Consider the following 21,241-nt stretch of genomic DNA (forward strand, 5'->3'; position numbering starts at 1 on the left):
GATTTGACCGAGTTCAACCCCCGCCGGAGCTGATGAATTTCGCACCAGACCCGGACGTGCCGGACCCAGCCTGTAACCGGCGGATCGTAGCCGTTGGTTTTGGCGCATCGCGCCGCATGATAGACTTGAGTTCGGCCACTATCTCGTCAAGCTCCATGCCGAACCCCACCTTTCTGCGACCGTTCGTGCCTACCGCTGAAACCACGGACAAAACCTGCCAGCGCGAGCCGTTTTTTGCCAGAATGGCGGATCCGGAAGACCCGAAGGTGACGTCGCAATCAAAAGTGATCAGGCCCTGCCTGCGATCCAATACGCGGCACGACCTTTCCCGCGTGATCGCCTCGGATCGTCCGCGCCCATACGAGGCTATGCTGATCTCGTTTCCCGAAACTCGCCCGCTGTGCAACACGAAAGGATCGGCAATCGAATACGGGATGGGCTCATTCAGCCGCATCAGGGCGACATCCATCCGAACGCCTTCGTGCGAAAGCGGGTTATTTGAAGCGTAGCCGGGCAGAACGGCAATTTGCGTAATCTGACGCTCGGCCAACGCGCTGCCGTTGCTCAGACCCGCACGAAACGTGATGTCTTCGGGCGCGTATGTTTCCCCGGTACGGCGGTCGACAGCACAATGGGCAGCGGTCAGCACCATGTCCTGCGCGATCAGAGTACCTGTGCAATAGGACTCTTCGCGCACATCCAGCCGCCCGATTGCTTCCCAACCGTAAAGGTCGTCCCGGTCTGTCAGCTTGCGTTTGTTGGCTTGCGCATGGGATGCGGTCGCCAGAACACTCAGGCCCAAAAGCAGACTTAGAAAGACCTTGGTCATGGCCGGATAAACCTTGCACCGACGTTCTTGCCCGTCCCCGAACCGGAGGTCGACAATCCAAATCCGTGCCCGGCAGACAGCTCGTCTCGCAGCAATTGCAGCGAATGTTCAACCGCAGTTCCGATCGCAACGCTCTGGCCATCCATGCTGGCCTTTGCCGCCACAACCGACACGATCTGAGGGCGCGCGCCTGTAAAAGAAAAAACCGGTGCTCCTGAAGACCCGAAGTCGACGTCGCAAGACATGATCATAACGCCTGCCTGCCGGTTCATGACCGAACAAACCTGTTGCAACGAAGGCGCTTCTGACCGGTCATGTGCATATGACACCACGCCTACTTCCGCACCCCGGCGCGGCTGATCTCCTGATTCAAACGGAATGACCGATGTGTTGCGGATCGGCTGCCAAAGCTCGATCAGGGCGACATCTGCGCCGACACGGTCCGTCGACGACTCAGCACTGAATTGATAATCCGGGTGAATTACAGCTTGTCTTGCCGTTCGATAAGCCAAAGCGCGGCCCAGCCGCCACCCGGCCAGAAATTCGATATCGGACGGGTTCACCCGCTGCCCGGACACCTTGTCGAACAGGCAGTGCGCCGCTGTCAGCACAAGGGTCGGCGACACAAGCGTTCCGGTGCAGAACCCTTTTCCGGCAATATCCAGACGACCGACAGCCATCCATTCGCGCCCGGAATCCGAGGTCTCCAGGCTTTCCAGCCTGGTGTCCTGTGCTGTAGCCGCCATCGGCAAAGCACAAAGAACAATCGCCTTAATCCATTTGCGCACTCGGGTCTCCGGGGACTCACTCTGAAGCTTTTGTCCTACGTGTCACGTTGGGCAAAAATAGGGCGATCGGTGTTCAGGTGAATTTCCTGAGGAAATGATGCGGGGCGGCATCAGAGTGGCTTATCGCAAAATTGGAACAGAATCTCCTGCCCGTTGCAACGCGGGTGGTTTCGGCCCCCCTGTTGCCCAATCCAGCAACTCGACCGTATGAACGACTGGCACTTGGGTGCCGGACCCGATTTGCATCATGCAACCGATATTGCCTGCGGCGATGATATCGGGCTTCTTCGCCTCAAGTGTTTTGATTTTGCGCTGCTTCAACTGACCCGAGATTTCCGGCTGCATCAGGTTGTAAGTCCCCGCGCTGCCGCAACACAAATGGCTGTCGGCGGGCTCGACCACTTGGAACCCGGCACGTTTCAGCAGGTCTTTGGGATAGGTCTTGATCTTCTGCCCATGCTGCAGCGAACACGCTGCGTGATACGCAACTGTGAGGTCCTGATCACGCCCTTCGGGCAAATTCAGTTGCATAACCAGCTCACTGATATCCATCGCGATACCCGAGACCCGTGCAGCATCATCCGATAGCGTGTCGTTCCGGAACATATGCCCGTAATCCTTGACCGTCGTCCCACAACCCGAGGTGTTGATCACGATGGCGTCCAATCCGTCGCCGTCCATCTCGCGAACCCAGGCTCTGATATTAGCGATTGCGGCTGCATGGCTGTCTTTCACCTTTCCCATGTGATGGGTCAGTGCTCCACAACATCCAGCACCCTCAGCCACCACAACCTCACATCCCAGCCGGGTCAGCAGACGGATCGTGGCGTCATTTATGTCGGTATTCAGCGCTTTCTGCGCGCAGCCCGTCATCAGGGTCACCCGCTTTTTCCGCTCGCCTTCGGGCGCAAAGCTTTGTGGATCATCATTACGGCTGACCGACGGAATGTTCTTGGGCGCCATGTCCAGCATGGCACGCAACCGGGCATCTGGCATGAGAAACCGAAACGGGCGACCCAGTTTCGCCCCGATCAGGGCCCAGCGAAAGCGCATCGGATAGGGCAGGATCTGCGCAAGAACCCAACGCAAAATGCGATCCGTCAAAGGGCGTTTGTAATTCGCCTCGATATATTCCCGCGCGTGATCGACCAGATGCATATAGTGCACACCTGACGGGCAAGTGGTCATGCAAGCCAGACAGGACAGGCACCGGTCGATATGTTTGACCGTCTTTTCGTCGGGCTGCCGCTCGTTTTCGAGCATATCCTTGATCAGATAGATGCGCCCGCGCGGACTGTCCAACTCGTCGCCAAGAACCTGATAAGTCGGGCAAGTCGCCGTGCAGAATCCGCAATGGACGCAATTTCGCAGAATTTCGTTTGCGCGCTTGGTTGCCGGGTCTTGCAGCTGCCGTTCAGTGAATGATGTCTGCATAAACCTATCCCATCAGCCCTGGATTGAACAAACCACGTGGGTCAAACTTCGCGCGCAATCCCTTTGTCAGGGTCGAGACGGCCGCGGTCTCCGGTTGAAAGCGCCCCAGTCGCGCGACTGTTTCTGCATCCGCTCGTACAAGTGTCGCGTGGCCAGAAAACACACCTAGGCGCGCGCGCAGATCCGTGCCCTTAGGGACGCGCAGCCAGACAAGTCCGCCGCCCCAGTCAAACAGTAACTGATCCGCTTCAGCACGCGCAGAAACTTCGGCCGCATCTCCGGGTTTTACGGAAAGCCGCCAGACATCCCCGTCCTGCCTCTGAAACGGATGAGCATCGCGGATACCAGCCCAAAGCGTGTCTGCACCTGCTTCTTCTGAAATCTCACCAAACCGGGACAGTTCAGCCGTCAATCTGCCTGTGCGATATGCAACCGCGTCCGTGAAACCTTCGAGCCTAAGCAGGGCTTTCCCGGCGTCAGGATCATACGCAGCCCCCGTTACCTCGAACGGAGATCTCAGCGCGGCGGACAGAACCCGAACCGCAGTACCAGCATCCCGGACCCCAACAGATAATGTTGCCACCCGTTCTGGTTTTGGAAGCACCTTCAGCGAAACTTCGGTCAAAACTCCTAAAGTACCCCAGGACCCGCCCATCAATTTAACCAGATCATACCCGGTGACGTTCTTCATCACGCGGCCACCGTTCTTGATCACCTGCCCGCACCCATCGACATAGCGTACCCCCAGCAGAAAATCCCGGCAGGCCCCGGCTTGTATCCGTCGCGGGCCCGAAGTATTGGCCGCGACGACGCCGCCAATGGTCGGCTCACCCTGAGTCCCCAGCAATCCGCGATGATCCATCGGCTCAAACGCGAGGTGCTGACCGTCTGCTTCCAGCACTGCCGTGATCTCGGCCAAGGGTGTCCCTGCCCGCGCTACAAGGGTCAGCGCCCCGGGCTCATAAAGCGTGATACCGCGCAAAGCTCCGGTTTCGATTTCCGCATACGGGTCGGCAATTCCACGCGTCCCGCCTCCGACAATGCGTACAGGGTTTTCCAACCCGGCCACCAGCTTTGCCAGATCGGCCTCAGTCTCAGGTCTCATTGGCTTCATCTTTTCAAAAATACTCCGGGGGCAAGGGGGCAGCGCCCCCTTTATTCTGCTGCCATTCGCCGCGGCTCTGACACGTCGAGCGGAAACACTTTGGCCGCGTTAAGCAGCCATTTGGGATCGAAAACGTCCTTAACCGCCATCTGCGCCTCAAGGTCGGCAGGTGAGTATTGATGCGACATCAGATCCCGTTTTTCGATCCCCACACCATGTTCCCCGGTCAGACAGCCGCCCTCGTCAACACACAGCTTCAGAATCTCTGCCCCAAAAGCTTCGCATTTTTCCAGATCGCCGGGTTTGTTGGCATCGAACAAGATCAGCGGATGCATATTTCCGTCGCCCGCGTGGAACACATTTCCGACCGGCAACCCAAACTCCCCACTCAATTCTCCGATACGACGCAGAACGGTTGGTAGGGCTGACACCGGGATCGTGCCATCCAGACACATGTAATCGTTCAATTGTCCCATGGCACCGAATGCAGATTTCCGACCCAACCAGATCTTGGCGCTTTCCTCGGCCGACTGGCTTTCGCGCAATTCAACCGGGTCATGGCGTTTTGCTATCTCGATGATTTTCGAAAGCTGAAAATCTATTTCAGCGTCAGACCCCTCCACTTCGACGATCAGCAGCGCGTTGCAATCGGGATACCCGGCATGGGCAAAGTTTTCGCAGGCCCTGATGCACAATGTATCCATGAACTCGATCGCGACCGGCAATATGCCCGATTGGATGATGTCCGAGACACACTGCCCCGCAACCTCATTGTCATTAAAACCCATCAGGACCGGTCGTGCGCCCTCGGGCTTGCGAAGAATACGCAACGTGGCCTCGGTCACCACACCCAGCTGGCCTTCAGACCCACAGATGACACCCAACAGGTCCAGACCTGGTGCATCCAGATGCGCACCACCAATTTCGACAACGCTGCCATCCATCATGACCATGGTCACGCCCAACAGGTTGTTTGTTGTCACCCCATATTTAAGGCAATGCGCACCGCCCGAATTCATCGCGATATTGCCCGCGATGGCACAAGCCAGCTGCGAAGACGGATCGGGGGCGTAGAAGAAATCCTCTTCTTCGACCGCGCCGGTAACGCTTAGATTGGTGCGACCCGTCTGTACTCTGATGAAGCGGTTGTCATAGTCGATTTCCAGCACCTCATTCATCCGTGCGACGCCCAGAATGACGCAATCCGCAGTCGGCAAGGCTCCACCGGCCAGCGAAGTACCCGCCCCGCGCGGCACCACAGGCACGTTTTCGTCATGACAAATGCGCAGAACATCCGAAACCTGCTGTGTGCTTGACGGCAGCACGGCCAGCATTGGCGGGCATCTATAAGCCGTCAAGGCGTCACACTCGTAAGCGCGGGTTTCGGCGGGGTCGTGGATGATCGCCTCTTCGGGCAGAACCCGCGACAGCCGCGCAACAAGCGCAGATTTCCGGCTCAGAACATCCGGGCTTGGCTTTGGCATCTCCATGGCGTTCCTCTTTTTGGTAAAATAATATTACCAATTTATCGCGCTGGCAAGTTCCCATGCCCGGCCTTACTGTCGCGGTCATGACCTGGATCGAACGTGCCGCTCTTTTTGCCCCTCTGGACTATGCATCGCTGCTTCTACTGCTGGTTGCTTGGCTGTGGATTGGGTGGAAAATTGAACATCCGTCACCGCAGAGGCAATCCGTAGCCCTTATGATGGACGATTACCGGCGCGACTGGATGCGCGAGATGGTGACCCGCCAACCGCGCATGTTTGACGCACAGGTCGTGGCGGCCATGCGGCAGGGCAGTACATTCTTCGCGTCGACCACGATGATTGCCATCGGGGGCGGGCTGGCCTTGCTGGGCAACACCGAAAGGCTGGCAGGCGTCGCAATCGACCTCGCCATCGGCAGTGTCCCGGCAATGGTCTGGGAGATCAAAATCCTTTTCGTCGTATTGCTACTGGCCAACGCATTTCTGAAATATGTCTGGGCGCACCGCCTTTTCGGATACTGCGCCGTGTTGATGGCTGCAGTTCCCAATGACCCCGAAGACCCGCAAACCTATCCCCGCGCCGGTCAGGCGGCTGAGATCTGTGTCACCGCCGCGCGCAGCTTCAACCGTGGTCTGCGCGCCACTTATTTTGCACTGGCGTCGTTGGCATGGTTTCTTGGACCTGTCGCGCTCATTTTGGGTACAGCGGTCACGTTTGGCGTCTTGTATCGGCGCGAGTTCACCTCACACTCGCGGGAAATACTGATGGCCCGAGCGGCCAGCACGGATACGTGATACCGACACACCGCCACACTGGTTACACTGGTGCGATGCGATACTTGATTCTCTGCGCCATGTTGGCGAGCCCTGCCCTTGCCGACCCGCCAACAATCGAACAGGTCCTCACCAGTGCAAACGGTGATACATGGCGGTTCGATGTGACGATCCGGCATCCCGATACGGGTTGGGATCATTACGCCGACGGCTGGCGTGTTCTGGATATGGATGGAAACGAGTTGGGAATGCGCGTCCTGCTCCATCCACACGAAACCGAACAACCCTTTACCCGCTCTCTGGGCGGGGTGGTCATTCCCGAAGGCATGACTCAGGTGCAAATTCAGGCACGGTGCATCGTCGATGGATGGAATGAAGGCACCACAGTGGTCAAACTGGATTGATCCTCAGAAAATACCCATGGCCAGACCCGCACCCAAAGCGGCTCCTGTCTCGCGGCATTGATCCAGCTGGTCTTGCGGGATTGTCTTTTCGGCCAAGATGGCCTCGGGCGTTTGTACATGAGTGCAGATGATCAGCGGAGGCTGAACAGCTTTCAATCGCCAACCGGTGGCTATCCGTGCGATCTGACGGGCGGCATTCTCGCCATCCGATCCTGCGCAAATCATCTGCGCATAGGGTCGGCCTTCTAGCTTTCCCAGCACCGGGTAGTAGCAACGGTCGAAGAATTCCTTCATCAGACCCGAGATTGCCGCCAGATTTTCTGGCGCGCAAAAGATGTAGCCATCGGCAGCCAATAGATCTTCCGGCCCGGCTTGATCGGCAGGCATAAGCTTTGTGTCAGCCTCACCTCGCGCAGCTTCGGCCGCGGCTTCGGCCATCTGCCGGGCACCGCCTGTGCGGGAGTGATAAACGATCAGAAGCTGCGCCATGTCAGACCCGGTGGTAGGGGCCACCTGACAGAATGGTCGCGGCCCGGTAAAGTTGCTCGGCCAGCATCACACGGACCAGCATATGGGGCCAGACCATCGACCCGAATGAAATGGAAAAATCCGCCTCGGTCCGCAGAACTGGGTCAATTCCGTCCGCACCACCGATCACAAACGCCAGGTCCTGCCGACCCGCGTCGCGCCAATCACCCAGCTTTTTCGCGAAATCGGGCGAGGACATGACCCGCCCCCGTTCATCCAGCGTGCACAACACCGCCCCTTTGGGCAGGGCCCTGCGCAGCACCGTGGCCTCGGCTGCCATGCCTGCGTTTTTTTTGTCTTCAACCTCGATCACCTGCGCAGGCCCAAGGCCCAGCGCACGGCCGGTCCGGTCAAATCGGGTCAGGTAATCGTCAAGCAGTGTCTTCTCGGGTCCGGCGCGCAATCGCCCGACCGCAACTATGCTGATACGCATGTCTCTCTCGCCTCCGGCCTGTTAATGCAGGCCGGGATAGCGCCTCAGTTCGCCGAGGCGCTGCCGCTCTGAGGCAGCCACATCTTTTCCAGCTGATAGAATTCACGCACTTCGGGGCGGAAGATATGGACGATCACGTCGCCCGTATCGATCAGCACCCAGTCGCCGGTGTCCTTGCCTTCGACCTTCGAGGTGAAACCGAATTCCTGCTTGATGCGATCCGTCAGCTTTTCCGCCATGGCCGAAACCTGACGGGTCGACCGACCCGAGGCAATCACCATGTGATCCGCAACCGATGATTTGCCCTGCAGGTTGATCTGCACGACGTCTTCGGCCTTGTCATCGGAAAGTGAGGAAAGGATTCGTTCAAGCAGCTTGTCGCTGATTGACTGAGAGTGGGCCATTATGTTGACCCCATCATCGGCGGGCAAACCCGCCTGTGTATGTAGAGACAGGACATAGTCCTCCTTTGCTGCGCGCCGCGAAACCCCGGCGCCGGGGTACTAATAAGGTAGCAAGGGGAATGCAACATTTCAATGAATGCACGCTGCAGGGCGTCCACAGACGCTTACTCTGTGATGATCTGTTGCGCAGTTGCGCCGTCCGGTAACAGTCGGATTTCGCGCTGTGGGAAGGGGATCGAGATGCCTTCTTCCTTGAATGCGTCCCAGAGCGCCAGATAGACATTGCCCCGGATATTGGTCAGCCCCTTTGTCGGGTCGCTGATCCAGAACCTCAGCACATAATCCACGCTGCTGTCACCAAAACCGGTGATGTGGCAAACCGGTTCATGTTTGCCGCCGCTCAGGACCCGGGCAACCGCCTTTACCGCCCTGATTGCGGTTGCGCGCACTTTATGCGGATCGTCGTCATAGCTGGTACCAAAATCCAGATCCAATCTCACGAACCGGTCGGAATGAGACCAGTTCACCACCTGGTTGGTAATCAGATCTTCGTTTGGGATCAGGTACTCGCGCCCGTCCCGTGTTACGACCGACACATATCGCGCGCCAAGCGAGTTGATCCAACCGAACGTATCCCCCAACGAGATCACGTCGCCCGGCTTGATCGAGCGGTCCATCAGGATGATGATCCCCGATATCAGGTTCGACACCACTTTTTGCAAACCGAACCCGATACCCACGCCGATGGCGCCAGACAAAAGCGCGATGCCGGTCAGATCGAACCCCAACGTTCGGATCGCAGCTATAAAGACTGCCCCGTAAAGCAGAACCTGTATGCCTTTTGACAGCAGCACCTGCATGGACGGGGTTATGTCGTCATTGCTTTGCAATGCGCGTTCGGCTGCGCGCGTGCCGATACGGGCCAGTGTCAGCAGGATGCCAATCAGCAAAGTTGCCTTGAGAATCCCAAGAGCCGAAATATGCAGGTCCCCAATGGAAATCGCGACACCGTCAAGAAAACCCGCGACATCATCCGTCAGATTCAGCGCGACAAGCGTTGCGTAGAACCACATTGCCCACTTGAAAATCCGGCGAAGCGTGCGGTTTTGGACCAGTCTCGCGACCAGTGCTATCGCCAGCCACGCCGCCGCCAACGTAGCTATCACCCCGATAATATAGCTGCGCGATGGCCAGGTGAGCTGCTGCATGGTCAGATACAATGCCCACGAAAGCAGGATGAAGTAGACCAGCGCCAACCGCCGCATCAGCTGTACCAGAACCCGCAGCCGCCATTTTGGCCATCCCGTGCGTGAACGAGCCCAGGCATCCCATCTAGACTGGGTCAGGAATTTCAGCAGCAAAGCCAGCGCCCACAGCAACAGGATGATGAGCAATTGATATTGTCGCCAGCCTGGCGTGACGATCAGATCAAGCAGCCTCTCGAATTGCGCGGAAAAAGCCGCAACCATGTTGTTATAGAGGTCGGTCAGCGTACTTGGGATCAGGTCTTGGTTCATGCACGTCTCCTGCGGGGCCAGCTTGGACAGCAATGCAGGGCGATGCAAGCCTGACACTGGTTTTGAACCTTGATTGCCGGAAGGGCGCGGTATATCTGAACCGCATGAGACTCAATGTGGCCCAACTTCAGAATCTGGAAGATCGCGCGCGCTTGCGTGAACGGTTCTTTGGCGCTGCCCGCACGGTTCTGGCGCGCCTATCCGTCGCCTGAGCCAACTCGCCAGCTATTTCTCATTACATACGGGAGAGGACCGATGTCCCCCAAGACACTCTATGACAAGATCTGGGATGCCCATGTCGCGCACGAAGCCGATGATGGAACCTGCCTGCTTTATATCGACCGCCATTTGGTGCACGAAGTCACCAGCCCGCAGGCATTTGAAGGGCTGCGCATGGCAGGCCGTAAAGTGCGCGCGCCGGAAAAAACCATCGCTGTACCGGACCACAACGTGCCGACCACACCGGACCGCGTGAATGGGATCGAAAACCCGGAATCACGCATTCAGGTCGAGGCGCTGGACAAGAACGCCAAGGATTTCGGCATTCACTACTACCCGGTGAATGACGTGCGCCAGGGCATTGTCCACATCGTTGGACCGGAACAGGGTTGGACCCTGCCGGGTATGACCGTTGTCTGCGGCGACAGCCACACAGCGACCCACGGTGCATTCGGCGCGCTGGCCCACGGCATCGGTACGTCCGAGGTTGAGCATGTTCTGGCCACGCAAACGCTGATCCAGAAGAAGTCCAAAAACATGAAGGTGGAAATCACCGGCAAGTTGCAACCGGGCGTGACCGCCAAGGACATCACTCTGGCTGTGATCGGTGAGACCGGCACTGCTGGCGGTACCGGCTATGTCATCGAGTATTGCGGCGAAGCGATCCGTGATCTGTCGATGGAAGGTCGCATGACCGTCTGCAACATGGCGATTGAAGGCGGGGCTCGTGCCGGCCTGATCGCGCCGGATGAAACAACGTTCGACTATGTCAAAGGCCGCCCGCACGCGCCGAAAGGGGCGCAGTGGGAAGCGGCTCTGACATGGTGGAAAACGCTTTACACCGACGAAGACGCGCATTTCGACAAGGTCATCACTCTGCGCGGCGAAGACATCGCGCCGGTCGTGACCTGGGGCACCAGCCCCGAGGACGTTCTGCCGATCACCGCAACCGTCCCGAACCCCGAGGATTTCGAAGGCGGCAAAGTCGATGCAGCCCGCCGCTCCATAGAGTATATGGGACTGAAAGTCGGCCAGAAGCTGAGCGAAGTTGAGATCGACACCGTCTTTATCGGCTCGTGCACCAACGGCAGGATCGAGGACCTGCGAGCCGCCGCCGAGATTCTGAAAGGCAAAAAGATCAAGGACGGCATGCGCGCCATGGTCGTTCCGGGCTCGGGCCTCGTCCGCGCGCAGGCCGAAGAAGAAGGTCTGGCGGATATCTTCAAAGAAGCCGGTTTCGAGTGGCGTCTGGCAGGATGTTCGATGTGTCTGGCGATGAATCCCGACCAGTTGCAACCGGGTGAACGCTGCGCCGCGACTTCAAACCGCAACTTCGAAGGCCGTCAGGGCCGGGGCGGGCGTACCCACCTGCTGAGCCCGGCAATGGCCGCCGCAGCGGCAATCACAGGACGGCTGACAGACGTTCGTGAAATGATGTAAGCTACCCTCATAACTGGATATTTGAGGGATTGAAGACATGAGTGACTGGACAAAATGGCTATTGCTTGGACTTCTGTCCATCGTGTTCGGCATCTTTGTGCTGGGCGCACCGGTCGTGGCATCAATTACCGTGACGGTGTTCACAGGTGTATTGCTGTTGATTTCGGGCGCATTGCAGGTTGTTGGCGGCTTCACAGTCGAAGGGACCGGCAACAAGATACTGTCACTTATCATGGGTGTCGTGATGCTGTTTCTGGGCTGGTCCTTTCTGGATCACCCACTGCAAGGAACGCTGACACTGGCAACCGTCTGCCTGATCCTGTTCATGGCTGGCGGCATTGCCCGCGTGATCCTGTCGTTCCAGATGCGTGGAACACAGTATTTCTGGGCGACGCTGGTCTCGGGCATCATGTCGATTGTTCTTGCAATCCTGATCTGGCGCTTTGCTGCAATGGACCCTTCAGTGCTGCTGCAATTGCTGGGCATCCTGCTGGGGATCGAGATGATCTTTAACGGGCTCGGCCTTGTCTTCATGGCGTTCTTCGTCAAGGACGCACCAAAAGAAACGAAACAAGCTTAACGCGGGGTCTGGGCGCGGCCCTCTCCCGCAGGAGTGTGAACATGGATAAGTTTGAAAAAGTCCACGGGGTGGCCGCCCCAATGCCGCTGATCAATATCGACACCGATATGATCATCCCTAAAGTGCACCTGAAAACCATCAAACGGTCGGGCCTGGGTGTCGTTCTGTTCGACGAGATGCGTTATCACGATGACGGTCAGGAGAATGAAGAATTCGTCCTGAACAAGCCCGCCTATCGCGAGGCCGAGATTCTGGTTGCTGGCGACAACTTCGGCTGTGGGTCCTCACGCGAACACGCGCCCTGGGCGATCAAGGATTTCGGCATCAAGGTCGTGATCTCGACCAGTTTTGCCGACATCTTCTTCAACAACTGTTTCAAGAACGGCATTCTGCCGATTGTTGTCGGGGCAGAACACCACGCGATCCTGATGGATGATGCGCATAAAGGCGAAAACGCCCGCATGACCGTACATCTGGAAGACCAGCAGATCACCACATCGGACGGCGTCGTGATCGATTTCGAAATCGATCCTCACCGCAAGCACTGCCTGCTGAATGGTCTGGATGATATCGGGCTGACGATGGAAAAAGATCATCACATCGACAAGTTCGAGGATCACGCCAGTCAGGCCCGCCCCTGGGTGTGATTCTGGGGACGAATCTGTGGATACTCAACCTGACGGGGTCGCCAAGGCGGCCCCGCTCGCATTCTTGGGGTTGATTTTTCGAAAACCACAACATGTGGATATCAATTTGAGATACACGTCGGATTTGCGTCGAAAATGATGCAATACCGCACCAGTTGCGCCATCTTTTTGCCCGAAATCCCGTGTTTTCTGCACCTCGGCTTGAGCAAAATGCCGCTTATCGTTCATGTTGACGCTGAAGAGGCATCCGTCAACGTCAGACGAAGCGACGGGCACAAGTTGGAAACAAGTCGACAAAGATCGGCTGATCCGGTTTGAAAAAGGGTTCGGATAGTGATTGCGCGCACAACAGGGGCGGCGATACGCGGTATACTTGTTGCACTTATGGTGCTGACACCTGCGTTGTACCTGCCTGTCTCATCTACGAACGGGACCGAGATACTGGTCTTTCTCGCGATCCTCGCGTTTATCCTGACCTTTGCCGAATACAATTCTGCCTTTCCCAGCTTTATCGAATTCCGCGACGCGCCCCCGGTCAATCGCCTTCGGTTTGTCGGCCTGATGTCGATGGTCACCTTTCTGACGCTGATCTGCAAAAACGCCTTTGAACCAACGCAGTTGACCACATTCTCTTATTCGGTTGGTTTGGCTGTCGCAAATGTGGTGGACTTCCCCTATTCTCCGGTGCGCCTCATCGTGTTGATGTTGCCCCCGGATGCCAGCCACGCCTTGATTGAACTTGTCCGCATCACGGCCAGCGTAGCTTATGTCGCGGCATTGGTCACGATTGTCAGCTTTGCCTATGCGGTCAGGGTTCGGGGTTGGCCAACCGGAAATGGCGCCTTCAATGTTTGGACAAACCTGCCGCTGTTTGACCCGACCAAAGGGGGCGATGTCGTTACGCGCCTTCAACGGGATGGCCGCCTGAACATCTGTATCGGCATTCTGCTGCCATTCCTCATTCCGGCGATAATCAAGTTGATGAGCAGTGTGATCGCCCCGATCTCTCTCGGGAATCCACAGACCTTGATCTGGACCATGAGCGCATGGGCCTTCCTGCCCGCCAGCATGATCATGCGCGGCATGGCGACCCTCAGGATCGCGGGCTTGATCATGGAAAAACGCCGCGCCTATTCGACCAGCGAGTCAACACAGACCGCATGATCCGCATCTTGTGTCTGCTATGGCTGCCCTTTGCGGCACAGGCAGAAGTCGTGCGCATTGCCACCTATAATACCGAGCTTAGCAGAAATGGTCCCGGTTTGTTGCTTCGCGACATTCAACGCGATGACGCGCAGGTTCTGGCCGTTGTCGACGTTATTGCGTCGGCGCGCCCTGACATAATCGCCCTTCAGGGTATCGACTGGGATCTGAACAATACCGCTGTAATCGCCCTGATTGGGAAACTGCGCAACGCGGGGCTTGATTATGGATATTACCTTGCCACACAACCCAATGCCGGCCTGGAAACCTCGCTTGATCTGGACGGTGATGACAAGACCCAAGGCCCCGGCGACGCCCAAGGCTGGGGGCAGTTCACCGGTCAGGGTGGGTTGGCGTTGTTGTCGCGATACGAAATTATCACCGCCGAGGTTCAGGATTATTCCGAACTGTTGTGGCGCAGTTTACCGGGCGCCACCCTGCCTGGCGTAAACGGGCACCCCTTCCCGTCTGACGCGGCACATCAGATACAACGCCTGTCTTCGACCGCACACTGGGTTGTACCGATCGAAACCCCTTATGGGCGGCTCAACTTGATGACCTTTCATGCGACGCCACCCGTTTTCGATGGGCCCGAGGATCGAAATGGCTTGCGCAATCAGGATGAGATCCGGCTCTGGTCCGTTTTACTGAACGGTGAACTGGGGCCAGTCCCCGAAAGTCCCTTTTTGATCGCCGGCGATGCCAACCTTGACCCAACGCGTGGGGAGGGCCGTAAACAGGCCATTCAGTCCCTTCTGGCCCATCCCCGTCTGCAAGACCCGCTGCCGAAAGACCCGTCAGGCTCGACCTCAACGGTCGCTTGGAAGGCCACGGGTGAAATGCGCGTGGATTATGTGTTGCCGTCCGCCGACCTGCGCATTTCGGACGCCGGTGTGACGTGGCCGGAAGAAGGCAGCAAGCTATACGAATCTGCCCTACGTGCCAGCAGGCACCGATTGGTCTGGATTGACGTCACCCTGCCTTAAGGCGTGACCGACTCTCCGTTCGCATAGGGCAAAGCCACAAGGCTGGGAGAGATCGCAGAACGCAATGCATCATCCAGATCTGTCTGATACACAGAACCCAGCAACTCGGTCAGGTACGATCCGTCCAACTGGTGCGGCACCTGCCACAGATACCGCATTTCAATCAGGTGTGAGGACATGCGCCAGAATGGTCGCGCCAGCTGCAATGGCCACCATTGCATAGGCTTCACGGATATGTCCCGCCCGGTCACTCTCGTCAGAGACTGCGCGATCTCAGCTCCGGTCAGGGTGTAGCCAGCAAAAGGAACATCGCAGAACCGCGGCAGATCCTTTCGGATTTCACATAGCGCGACGGCAGCTTGGGCCAGATCAGGCAGATAGGCCCAGGCGTGCGGGGCCTCCGGATCTCCGGGATACACGAATTGATTGCGCGACAGATGCTTGATCATGACCTGATCGAACCAGTTTCCAGATGCCTCAGTGTCAATGAAATCGCCTGCTCGCAGAAGGATCGTTCTGACGGTTGAAGCGCGATACGCCTCCTCCATTTCAATCCGGATACGGCCAAGCGGATTGGTGGCCAAGTGCGGTGTAAGGCCGGACCATGGGCCTTGCGTGTCCACTCCAAACACATAGACGTTGCCGGGAACCAATACGGTGGCTCCGGTCTCGGACGCGGCGTCTATCACGCGTCTGGTCAGGTCGGGCATTTCACGCGACCAATCAGGATAGAGCGGGTTCCACCCATTTACGATGACATCCACCCCTTTTGCCGCCTGGGAAAGAGAACCGGACCCGCGACGGAATGTCTGCACGGTCCAACCCGCATTCCGAAACGCCTTTGCAGCATTGCGCCCAAACCGGCCCGACGCGCCGAGTATCAGAGCAGTTTGTGTCATTGATGCCTCCTGTTTCAGACCAATCTATCCATTCAATGCACGTATGGAATTGCCGGGAAATGTAGAATGTGTATTCAATTATGAATGGATAAAGCACTGACACATGCGGATTGGTCTCTGATCCAAAGCTTTCTGGCCGTGGCCGAAACAGGATCCCTGTCTGCCGCTGCTCGGCACCTTGATCGCAGCCAACCCACATTGGGGCGGCAAGTACAAAGCCTTGAGACCGAACTGGGCGTATCCTTGTTCGACCGGCACGCGCGTGGCCTAAAACTGAGCGTGGCAGGTTCCCAACTCTTGCCAATGGCGCAGCAAATGCACAGCGCCATGACTGCCTTCAGCCTTGCCGCCGCAGGGCAGTCGCAGCAGCTTGAAGGCTCGGTCCGCATCACCGCTTCGGTCTTCGCGTCGCATCACTTGCTGCCACCGATTCTGGCGAATATCCGAAGGCAGGAACCCGCCATTCAACTTGAGCTGGTCGCCACCGATACCACGGAAAACCTGTTGTACCGCGAGGCAGATATTGCCGTTCGCATGTATCGCCCCGCGCAAATGGATATCATTTCGCGTTATCTGGGTGAGGTGCCGTTATGCTTCTGCGCGGCCAGGTCCTATCTCGACCGTAAGGGACGCCCCAAGACACCCGAGGAACTTTTTTCCCACGACCTTGTGGGGTTTGACGCCAATCAGGAAATCATCAAGGCCATGCGCGAAAAAGGATGGCCCGCAAGCCGCAACAGTTTTGCGACCCGCTGCGATCTGCAAAGCGCCTATTGGGAACTGATCCGCGCGGGATGCGGCATTGGCTTCAGTCAGGTCCAGATGGCAGAAGCCGACCCGGATGTCGAAATCTTGCCGCTGGATGTTGAAATCCCGGTTCTGCCCGTGTGGTTGGCTGCGCCGCAGGCCATGCGCCAGACCCCACGTATCCGCAGGGTCTGGGATTTGCTGGCAGAAGGGCTCAAGGCCAGCCTCTGAGGATCAAAGTGGGCCCGTATACGTTCCGCGCGCCGGGTAGTTATTGCCCAAAGTGAACTTCAGACCACCCGCGATATCCGACATCGACGGACGTCCAAAAGGCGTGGTCTGCTGCCACCCAAAATAAAGCGTCCGGTCAAGTGCGATGTAAAAATGTCCGGGTTCCGCAAACAGGTCTGGTTCGGCACTGCCTTCGCGCCTGGTCGAGATGTTCAGCCCCCAACCCTCCCGTGCCTCAGACAGGGGCAGGCTGTGGCCTACACGCAGGCGGGAAACATTGGCTTTTGCTGCGGTTTCAGCGGCACGTTCGGCGGTATCGGTGGTGATCATGATAACCTCGACACCCAGCGCCGCGAAATCGTCCAGCGCCGCCTCGGCCTCGGTCATCTGCCTGATGCAGATCGGGCAATGCAATCCGCGATATTGAATCACCAGCGTTCCGTTTTCGCCCTTGTTGGTCTCGAGGTCGAAACTGCCATGGGCGACAGTTTCAATTTTCAGCGCAGGAACCAGATTTCCGGGTGTCAGCATGTGTTTTCCTTGTGTTTTGACAGGTCTGTCTCATTGACCCGATGCTGCGCAGACGCTAGGGCCTGTGCAACAAAACGCAAGGAGACCCTTCATGCCCAACCCCTCGCTCCTCATCCTGCCCGGAGACGGAATTGGCCCAGAAGTTATGGCCGAAGTGCGCAGAATCATCGATTGGTTCGGTGCCAATCGTGGTCTTCAATTTGACGTGAGCGAGGACCTGGTGGGTGGTGCCGCCTATGACGCCCACGGCAAGCCTCTGTCCGATGAGACCATGGCAAAGGCGCAAGAGGTTGACGCGGTTCTGCTGGGCGCCGTCGGCGGTCCGAAATACGACGATCTGGATTTCAGCCTGAAACCCGAACGTGGCCTGCTGCGCCTGCGTAAGGAAATGGACCTGTATTCGAACCTGCGCCCCGCGCAGTGTTTTGACGCGCTTGCCGATTTCTCTTCGCTGAAGAAAGACATCGTTGCCGGTCTGGATATCATGATCGTGCGCGAACTGACGTCGGGCGTCTATTTCGGTGAGCCGCGCGGCATCTTCGAGGAAGGCAACGAACGCGTCGGCATCAACACCCAGCGTTACACCGAATCCGAGATCGAACGCGCCGCGCGCTCGGCTTTTGAACTGGCAATGCGCCGCAACAAAAAGCTGTGCTCGATGGAAAAAGCCAACGTCATGGAATCGGGCATCCTGTGGCGCGAAGTCGTCACCCGCGTCGCAGCGGACTACCCCGAAGTTGAGCTGAGCCATATGTACGCTGACAACGGCGCGATGCAGCTTGTGCGCGCACCGAAACAGTTTGATGTGATCCTGACCGACAACCTGTTCGGTGACATCCTGTCCGACTGCGCCGCGATGCTGACCGGGTCGCTGGGCATGTTGCCTTCGGCCTCTCTGGGCGCGCCGATGGCTAATGGTCGGCCCAAGGCAATGTATGAACCCGTCCATGGCTCGGCCCCGGATATCGCCGGTCAGGGCAAAGCCAACCCGATCGCCTGTATCCTCAGCTTTGCTATGGCCCTGCGCTACAGCTTTGATCAGGGCGAAGAAGCGGATCGTCTGGAGGCCGCGATCGAGAAAGTACTGGCCGATGGTGTACGCACCGGCGACCTGCTTGCAGATGAGGGCGTTCAGCCCGTATCAACCACTGAAATGGGCGACGCGATCCTTGCGGCCTTGGATGCCAGCGTCTGAAACACGAAACAGCGAAATGACAAAAGGCGGTGCCCGATGCACCGCCTTTTTTCGTTTTTTCCCTCAGAGAAGGCTCTAGTTTCCACCGAAAATATTCTTCAGAAGATTGTTGATATCATCGGCAAAGCCTCCGCGCTTTCTGCGCGGTTGTGGCTGTGCGACCTGAACCGGCGGCGCTGGTGCCATCATCGGCAAGGGTGTCGGTGTCATCCCTTCGGTGACTCGCAGCATGGTTTCTCTCCAGATTTCCGCGGGCAAACCTCCACCGGTCACACCAGATAGGGGCGTGTTGTCGTCGTAGCCCATCCAAACGCCGGTTACGTAATCCGCAGTAAACCCGATGAACCATGCATCCCGCGCCGCCTGGGTTGTGCCCGTTTTGCCCGCCACCTGCCAGCCGGGCAACTTGGCCCGTCCACCTGTGCCCTCGGACACCACACGTTCCATCATCCATGTCAGCTGTTTGGCAGCCGCGTCGTTAATCACCCGTTCACCGATACCGGTTGTCGTAACCATGACAGGTGCTTCATCACCCAGTAGCTTCAACTCGGTCAGGCCATAAGGTTCAACGGCAGAGCCGCCGTTCAGAATACCTGCATAAGCCCCCGTCATCTCAATCAGCGTGCTTTCCGACGCGCCCAGCGCCAAGGCCGGACCTTGCGCCAGATCGCTGGCAATGCCAAAACCACTGGCCACGGTGCGGACGTTATCCAAACCCGAAATCTCGGCAACTTTCACCGCCGGAATATTCAGCGAGTTCTTCAACGCATCCGCCAGTGACACGCGCCCGTAGTACTTGTTGGTATAGTTCTTGGGGCACCATTGACCGGACCCGGGAATGTCCACGCAGTAAGGTTCATCCATCACCGTATCCAGCGGCGAATAGCCGAGTTCCAGCGCGGTGGCGTAGACAAAAGGTTTGAAGGACGAACCGGTTTGGCGCTTGGCGATGGTGGCCCGGTTGAACACCCCGGCAACCCGTGTTTCTCGGCCGCCGACCATGGCTCTTACCGCTCCGTCCGCGGACATAACCACGATGGCCGCCTGCGCCTTGGAGCCTTCGCGCACCTTTTCCTGAAAGATGAATTGCAAAGCCTCTTCCGCCGATCGCTGAATCCGCTGATCCAAAGTCGTCTGAATCACAACATCTTCGGTTGTGTTGTCGCCAAAATAACTGGGAAGTTCCGAAACAACCCAATCTGCGAAATAGCCGCCCGCTCGGGCAGCAGCCGCTTCAGACAGTTGCGCCGGGCGCGTACGCGCTTCGCTGGCTTGTGCGGCGGTCAGATATCCCTGATCCTCCATCAGACCGATAACCAGCCGCGCCCGATCCTGAGACCGTTGCAGGTTGTTGGTCGGCGCATAGCGTGTAGGCGCAACCAGCAGACCAGCCAGCATCGCGGCCTCTGCGGGCGAAACCTCGGCGGCAGATTTTCCAAAGTAGCGCTGGCTTGCGGCTTCGAACCCACGCGCGCCTGCGCCAAGAAAGGCGCGGTTCAGGTAGATCGTCAGGACCTCGTCCTTGGAGTATTTCACCTCCATTGCCAGCGCATAGACAGCCTCCTTGGCCTTGCGCCACAAGGAACCCTGACGGCAGTCGGCCTCATACGCGGCCTCGGAATCCCAATCGCTGGGATCATAGGGAACACCCAGACACAGCAGTTTCGCGGTCTGTTGCGTGATCGTCGATCCGCCATGCCCGGACAAAGGCCCGCGGCCTTCTTTCAGGTTGATGCTGACCGCGCTGGCGACACCACGCGGGCTGACCCCGAAATGCCGGTAAAATCGTTTGTCTTCGGTTGCGACAACCGCGTTTTTCAGATGCGGAGACACGGTATCGGCCGTGATCACGCCACCAAACTGATCACCACGCCAGGCAAAGACCTTGCCGTCACGATCCAGCAAGGTCACGGACCCCCGCGCACGCCCATCCAGCAAGGCATCCACATCCGGCAACGTGGCGTAGACGATACCCACCGCCAGCGCGAGCAGCATGGCCGAAATCGCACCGACACGCCAGGTCAGGCCCCAGATCAGCCGCCAGATCCACCAGAACAAACGGCGAAAGATACCACCGCCTTTGCCCCCTGATGACTTGCGGGTTTTCCTGCGTGTGGTTTTGCGCGTGGCCGTTTTGCGCGCCGTCGATTTCTTGCCCGCCGCGCATTTGGTCGCCGCCGGTTTTCGGCCCTTTGAAGGGTACCGTCTATCCGCGACCAATGTCGGCTTGCGGCGCTTGGACTCAGTCATGCTCAAACTCTGCCCGGTTATACTTTTTGGTCACCATACCTCGACAACCGCAGTATGTAGAGGTCCGAATTTCCGGAATTTCCCCTCTCTATAGTGCTCAATTATTAGTCGCAACGGCTGTGTTGTGCAAAAATTGTGCAACTTCGCATTATTTTCCGACAGGTTTTGGCCCCGAAAGCGTTTCTTACTGCGCCGCGGCGCGCTTTTTTTCTGCAGGTGCAAACAAGCCGGTCCCACCGGACAATCATAGGGGAAAGACGTGAAACTGATCATTGCGACAATCAAGCCGTTCAAGCTGGAGGAGGTGCGCGAAGCACTGACCGAGGCTGGCGTGCGCGGCATGATGGTAACCGAGATCAAGGGCTTCGGCTCACAGTCCGGTCACACCGAAATCTATCGTGGTGCCGAATATGCGGTGAACTTCGTGCCCAAGATCAAGCTTGAGATCGTGGTGCCTGCGACAATGGCCGACCAGATCGTCGAGACCATCACCAAAACCGCCAAAACCGGCAAGATCGGTGACGGCAAGATTTTTGTCCTCGATGTCGAACAGGCGATGCGTGTGCGTACCGGGGAAACCAACGAGGACGCGCTGTAAGTGCGCCCACTCA

The 21,241-nt window shown here is 57.7% G+C and carries 23 protein-coding genes; 11 read left to right on the top strand and 12 right to left on the bottom strand.

Features of this window, described 5'->3' with window-relative positions:
* Positions 1–13 precede the first annotated feature (13 nt).
* The 5 genes from ACR0D9_RS16125 to ACR0D9_RS16145 form a co-directional block, all read right to left on the bottom strand.
* Positions 14–829: a trypsin-like serine peptidase gene (locus tag ACR0D9_RS16125; RefSeq protein ID WP_480483896.1), complete on the bottom strand. Its 816-nt coding sequence runs from the start codon at positions 827–829 to the stop codon at positions 14–16.
* On the bottom strand, positions 826–1,617 hold the full coding sequence (locus tag ACR0D9_RS16130; protein ID WP_480483895.1) for a trypsin-like serine peptidase: 792 nt from the start codon (positions 1,615–1,617) through the stop codon (positions 826–828). Before ACR0D9_RS16130 ends, ACR0D9_RS16125 begins: the two co-directional genes overlap by 4 nt.
* A 120-nt stretch (positions 1,618–1,737) precedes the next feature.
* Positions 1,738–3,051, bottom strand: coding sequence for a glycolate oxidase subunit GlcF (gene glcF, locus ACR0D9_RS16135; RefSeq protein WP_480488163.1), 1,314 nt, complete (start codon positions 3,049–3,051; stop codon positions 1,738–1,740).
* A gap of 4 nt (positions 3,052–3,055) precedes the next feature.
* Positions 3,056–4,156, bottom strand: a complete 1,101-nt coding sequence (locus tag ACR0D9_RS16140; protein WP_480539435.1) for an FAD-binding protein — start codon at positions 4,154–4,156, stop codon at positions 3,056–3,058.
* Between the two features lie 50 nt (positions 4,157–4,206).
* Complete coding sequence (locus tag ACR0D9_RS16145; RefSeq protein WP_480539437.1) at positions 4,207–5,646, bottom strand: FAD-linked oxidase C-terminal domain-containing protein; 1,440 nt, start codon at positions 5,644–5,646, stop codon at positions 4,207–4,209.
* Between the two features lie 80 nt (positions 5,647–5,726).
* Here ACR0D9_RS16145 and ACR0D9_RS16150 point away from each other — a divergent pair, with 80 nt between their 5' ends.
* Positions 5,727–6,437, top strand: coding sequence for a DUF599 domain-containing protein (locus ACR0D9_RS16150; RefSeq protein WP_480483963.1), 711 nt, complete (start codon positions 5,727–5,729; stop codon positions 6,435–6,437).
* Between the two features lie 35 nt (positions 6,438–6,472).
* Positions 6,473–6,820: a hypothetical protein gene (locus ACR0D9_RS16155; RefSeq protein ID WP_480483891.1), complete on the top strand. Its 348-nt coding sequence runs from the start codon at positions 6,473–6,475 to the stop codon at positions 6,818–6,820.
* 3 nt (positions 6,821–6,823) lie between these two features.
* Here ACR0D9_RS16155 and ACR0D9_RS16160 read toward each other — a convergent pair whose 3' ends face one another.
* The 4 genes from ACR0D9_RS16160 to ACR0D9_RS16175 form a co-directional block, all read right to left on the bottom strand.
* Positions 6,824–7,309 carry a flavodoxin family protein gene (locus ACR0D9_RS16160; protein WP_480483890.1) on the bottom strand — a complete coding sequence of 162 codons (486 nt, stop codon included), beginning with the start codon at positions 7,307–7,309 and terminating at the stop codon, positions 6,824–6,826.
* Between the two features lies 1 nt (position 7,310).
* Positions 7,311–7,781, bottom strand: coding sequence for a 23S rRNA (pseudouridine(1915)-N(3))-methyltransferase RlmH (gene rlmH, locus ACR0D9_RS16165; RefSeq protein WP_480483889.1), 471 nt, complete (start codon positions 7,779–7,781; stop codon positions 7,311–7,313).
* Between the two features lie 44 nt (positions 7,782–7,825).
* Positions 7,826–8,185 carry a ribosome silencing factor gene (gene rsfS / locus ACR0D9_RS16170; protein WP_480483888.1) on the bottom strand — a complete coding sequence of 120 codons (360 nt, stop codon included), beginning with the start codon at positions 8,183–8,185 and terminating at the stop codon, positions 7,826–7,828.
* Between the two features lie 164 nt (positions 8,186–8,349).
* On the bottom strand, positions 8,350–9,702 hold the full coding sequence (locus ACR0D9_RS16175; protein ID WP_480539439.1) for a mechanosensitive ion channel family protein: 1,353 nt from the start codon (positions 9,700–9,702) through the stop codon (positions 8,350–8,352).
* A 116-nt stretch (positions 9,703–9,818) separates the two neighbouring features.
* On the opposite strand from ACR0D9_RS16175, the gene ACR0D9_RS16180 reads away from it, so the two are divergent.
* The 6 genes from ACR0D9_RS16180 to ACR0D9_RS16205 all read left to right on the top strand — a co-directional run bounded on the left by ACR0D9_RS16180 (position 9,819) and on the right by ACR0D9_RS16205 (position 14,777).
* Positions 9,819–9,914, top strand: coding sequence for an isopropylmalate isomerase (locus ACR0D9_RS16180; RefSeq protein WP_245220657.1), 96 nt, complete (start codon positions 9,819–9,821; stop codon positions 9,912–9,914).
* A gap of 43 nt (positions 9,915–9,957) precedes the next feature.
* Entirely contained in the window at positions 9,958–11,361 is a 1,404-nt protein-coding gene (gene leuC, locus ACR0D9_RS16185; RefSeq protein ID WP_480483887.1) for a 3-isopropylmalate dehydratase large subunit, read from the top strand.
* 37 nt (positions 11,362–11,398) lie between these two features.
* The gene (locus tag ACR0D9_RS16190; RefSeq protein ID WP_480483886.1) at positions 11,399–11,941 is read left to right on the top strand and encodes an HdeD family acid-resistance protein; all 543 of its coding nucleotides are present in this window, start codon (positions 11,399–11,401) and stop codon (positions 11,939–11,941) included.
* A gap of 41 nt (positions 11,942–11,982) precedes the next feature.
* Positions 11,983–12,588: a 3-isopropylmalate dehydratase small subunit gene (gene leuD, locus ACR0D9_RS16195; RefSeq protein WP_480483885.1), complete on the top strand. Its 606-nt coding sequence runs from the start codon at positions 11,983–11,985 to the stop codon at positions 12,586–12,588.
* 333 nt (positions 12,589–12,921) lie between these two features.
* Positions 12,922–13,752, top strand: coding sequence for a hypothetical protein (locus tag ACR0D9_RS16200; protein ID WP_480474695.1), 831 nt, complete (start codon positions 12,922–12,924; stop codon positions 13,750–13,752).
* Positions 13,749–14,777, top strand: coding sequence for an endonuclease/exonuclease/phosphatase family protein (locus tag ACR0D9_RS16205; RefSeq protein WP_480539441.1), 1,029 nt, complete (start codon positions 13,749–13,751; stop codon positions 14,775–14,777). Before ACR0D9_RS16200 ends, ACR0D9_RS16205 begins: the two co-directional genes overlap by 4 nt.
* Here the strand turns inward: ACR0D9_RS16205 and ACR0D9_RS16210 are convergent.
* Positions 14,774–15,676, bottom strand: a complete 903-nt coding sequence (locus tag ACR0D9_RS16210; RefSeq protein ID WP_480539443.1) for a Rossmann-fold NAD(P)-binding domain-containing protein — start codon at positions 15,674–15,676, stop codon at positions 14,774–14,776. The two genes, ACR0D9_RS16205 and ACR0D9_RS16210, sit on opposite strands and share 4 nt — an antisense overlap.
* 84 nt (positions 15,677–15,760) lie before the next feature.
* Here ACR0D9_RS16210 and ACR0D9_RS16215 point away from each other — a divergent pair, with 84 nt between their 5' ends.
* The gene (locus tag ACR0D9_RS16215; protein WP_209599231.1) at positions 15,761–16,654 is read left to right on the top strand and encodes a LysR family transcriptional regulator; all 894 of its coding nucleotides are present in this window, start codon (positions 15,761–15,763) and stop codon (positions 16,652–16,654) included.
* 3 nt (positions 16,655–16,657) lie between these two features.
* On the opposite strand, the gene ACR0D9_RS16220 is transcribed toward ACR0D9_RS16215, so the two are convergent.
* The gene (locus ACR0D9_RS16220; protein WP_480539445.1) at positions 16,658–17,185 is read right to left on the bottom strand and encodes a redoxin domain-containing protein; all 528 of its coding nucleotides are present in this window, start codon (positions 17,183–17,185) and stop codon (positions 16,658–16,660) included.
* Positions 17,186–17,276: 91 nt separating this feature from the next.
* Here ACR0D9_RS16220 and leuB point away from each other — a divergent pair, with 91 nt between their 5' ends.
* Positions 17,277–18,380, top strand: a complete 1,104-nt coding sequence (leuB, locus tag ACR0D9_RS16225) for a 3-isopropylmalate dehydrogenase (RefSeq protein WP_209507247.1) — start codon at positions 17,277–17,279, stop codon at positions 18,378–18,380.
* A 75-nt stretch (positions 18,381–18,455) separates the two neighbouring features.
* Here the strand turns inward: leuB and ACR0D9_RS16230 are convergent, their stop codons facing one another.
* Positions 18,456–20,630, bottom strand: coding sequence for a transglycosylase domain-containing protein (locus tag ACR0D9_RS16230; RefSeq protein WP_480539447.1), 2,175 nt, complete (start codon positions 20,628–20,630; stop codon positions 18,456–18,458).
* Positions 20,631–20,889: 259 nt separating this feature from the next.
* On the opposite strand from ACR0D9_RS16230, the gene ACR0D9_RS16235 reads away from it, so the two are divergent.
* The gene (locus ACR0D9_RS16235; RefSeq protein ID WP_209507249.1) at positions 20,890–21,228 is read left to right on the top strand and encodes a P-II family nitrogen regulator; all 339 of its coding nucleotides are present in this window, start codon (positions 20,890–20,892) and stop codon (positions 21,226–21,228) included.
* Positions 21,229–21,241: the final 13 nt, after the last annotated feature.

The organism is Ruegeria sp. AK11 (assembly GCF_056541095.1).